The organism is Arminella tubonensis (genome assembly GCF_003240585.1).
GTDB classification, from domain to species: Bacteria; Pseudomonadota; Alphaproteobacteria; order Rhizobiales; family Rhizobiaceae; genus Rhizobium; species Rhizobium tubonense.
Genome location: NZ_PCDP01000015.1, coordinates 1 through 2,446, shown reverse-complemented (window position 1 = coordinate 2,446; position 2,446 = coordinate 1). Strand labels below are relative to the sequence as shown.

Genomic DNA, 2,446 nt, shown 5'->3' with positions numbered 1-2,446 from the left:
GATAATCCTTCCCTCCCTTCCTCGATTATCACCCCATCAATGGCATGAGAATGTTTTCCGCAGAGCCGGAAGGAGAAGAGTCATGGCCACGCTCCAGATCGTAGCAAACAGCAACCAGACGACCAAAACAGCAGCAGTGGCGGCCATCTCACGCCACTGTCGGCGATCGCCGCCGCTGGTATCGAACAGGAAAATGCGGGGTCGGCATCCGCCCTCTTCAACATGATGCGCAACCTCGGTGGTGCGGTGGGCATCGCCTCGCTGCAGACCTTCCTGTCGAAGCGCGAGCAGTTCCACTCGAACATCCTGACCAACTCCGTCTCCGTGTTCGAGGAGGCCACTCGCGACCGCGTTGCAAAGCTTGCCGCCTACTTCATGAGCCATGGCGTCAGCGACCAGGCGACAGCCACCCACAAGGCCGTGGTTGCGATCGCTCTCAATCTGCGCAGGCAGGCAAATATCATGGCCTTCAGCGACACCTTCTTCCTGCTCGGCATGGGACTGGTGGTCGCCCTTCTCGCCTCTCTGCTCCTCAAGAAACCCGGTCAACTGTCCGGCGGCGGGGCTCACTGAACGCCTGGCCACATCGAAGACAGATTCACGAGCACCTCCGCTTCAGCATGCCGAATGGATCGACACCATTGGATAATGGACGTGCTCTTCTCTCTCGCTCATCGTCCCACAGAACGGGTGAACGCTGGAGGTCCCGGTGATCGCTGTAAATGAAGGAATACCGTCATGTCACTTCGCAACAAAAAGATTCCGCTTAACAATGGATCGAGCGCGATCCCCGCCGTCGGGTTCGGGACGCTGATCCCCGATGCGGACGCGACCAAACAGGCTACCAGGACCGCACTGGAAGTCGGATTTAGGCAATTCGATTGCGCCGAGCGATACCGCAACGAAAAAGCCGTCGGCGAGGCGATGAAGGAGGCGTTCGAAGCCGGGACATGCAAGCGTGAAGACGTGTTCCTCATGACGAAGTTGTGGAACACCAATCACCGCCCGGAGCGCGTGAAGCCGGCCTTTGAGGCAAGCCTCAAGCGGCTGCAACTCGACTATGTCGATGCTTATCTCATCCACACGCCATTTGCGTTTCTGCCCGGCGAGGAACAAGACCCAAGGGACGAGTTCGGTCATGTCATCTACGACCCCGGCGTGAAGCTGATCGAAACCTGGCACGCACTCGAAGCCCTGGTAGACGAGGGTCGATGCAAGGCGATCGGGTTGTCTGATGTCAATCTCGAAAAACTGAAAGAGATCGTCGCCGGCGCCCGCATCAAGCCGGCGATAGTCCAGGTGGAATCTCATCCATATCTGCCCGAATGGGAATTGCTCGAGTACTGTCAGGAGCAGGGGATCGTCGTGCTGGCTTTCGCGGCTCTTGGACACGGCATGGACCCGAAGGTGCTGGAAGATCCAGTCATCGTGAAAATTGCACAACGCCTCAACAAGACGCCCGCGCAAGTCCTGCTGGCCTGGGCCGTGCAGCGCGGCACCGCTTTCCTGACCACCTCGGTCACACCCCGGCGCATCGCGGAGAACATTGAAATTTCCACTTTACCCGACGATGCCATGCGAGAAATACGAGACAAGATAACCACAAATGTCCGGTTCAATGGCGTCGTCGATACCGGCGTGCCCGGCTTTATTCCGAGAGTGAATGAAAAACAGTCATCGGTTTCGACGGGTAACGCTTAAAATCCTGGGGTCGAAGTGTGCCGTTCGCATGAGTCGGAGATCTATACCATCGGACATTCAACCTTGGGGCTGGAAGCGTTTGCCGGCATTGTCAAAGCGTCCAAGATATCGCTGGTCATTGACGTTCGAACGGTCCCGCGATCACGCGCCAATCCGCAATTTAATATTGACACCTTTGCCGGCGGCTTAAAGTCCTTGGGATCGGATACAAACAATTTCCAGAACTCGGGGGACTGCGCGCTCGAAGCCATGAAGTCGGGGTTGGCGACGAACGGATTCTGGATCAATGAAAGTTTTCATAATTACGCCGACTATGCGATGTCCCAAGCTTTCCGGGACGGTATCGAGCGCCTTCGAAGCCGGAGTAAAGTTCAATGCCTGGCGGCCCCAGTTCATCAACGAATATCGCCAGGCCGAGTGCTCACGATCGGCGTTGGTGCGCGGATCTGAAGGATTGCGGAACTCGGTCTTTGATGGCGTGATCTAAGCTGCCTTTGCCTTACGGCGAAGGGATTTCGGGCGCGCACAGGCAAGCATGCGGTTGAGGACGGCGCAGCCGGTGGCTACCTCCGTCTGCTGAGCGAGAAACGACCGAGCCCGCAGACGCGGTCCGATGACCGATTTGTAGCGTCCGATGGCGGTCTCGACCCGCGCGCGCTTACCGTATCCGGTGGAAGCTTGCCAATTCATCCGGCCGTCTCTGCTGATCGCGGCGATATGCAGATCCCTTTGGCTTGGAGGTTGA

General features: G+C 57.6%; 2 protein-coding genes and 2 pseudogenes. 3 read left to right on the top strand and 1 reads right to left on the bottom strand.

Annotated features, from left to right (window positions below; translation table 11 throughout):
- Positions 1–153 precede the first annotated feature (153 nt).
- The 3 genes and pseudogenes from CPY51_RS06315 to CPY51_RS06305 form a co-directional block, all read left to right on the top strand.
- A pseudogene (locus CPY51_RS06315) lies at positions 154–573 on the top strand (EmrB/QacA family drug resistance transporter); the annotation flags it as partial.
- Between the two features lie 165 nt (positions 574–738).
- A complete protein-coding gene (locus CPY51_RS06310; RefSeq protein WP_111159446.1) occupies positions 739–1,701 on the top strand; it encodes an aldo/keto reductase in 963 nt (320 codons plus the stop codon).
- A 63-nt stretch (positions 1,702–1,764) separates the two neighbouring features.
- Positions 1,765–2,151: a DUF488 domain-containing protein gene (locus CPY51_RS06305; RefSeq protein ID WP_195909438.1), complete on the top strand. Its 387-nt coding sequence runs from the start codon at positions 1,765–1,767 to the stop codon at positions 2,149–2,151.
- Between the two features lie 33 nt (positions 2,152–2,184).
- Here the strand turns inward: CPY51_RS06305 and CPY51_RS06300 are convergent.
- A pseudogene (locus CPY51_RS06300) lies at positions 2,185–2,446 on the bottom strand (IS5/IS1182 family transposase); the annotation flags it as partial.

Bases quoted from the DNA above. Each gene is read 5' to 3' on its own strand.
- CPY51_RS06310 (WP_111159446.1), top strand. From the start codon at position 739: ATGTCACTTCGCAACAAAAAGATTCCGCTTAACAATGGATCGAGCGCG.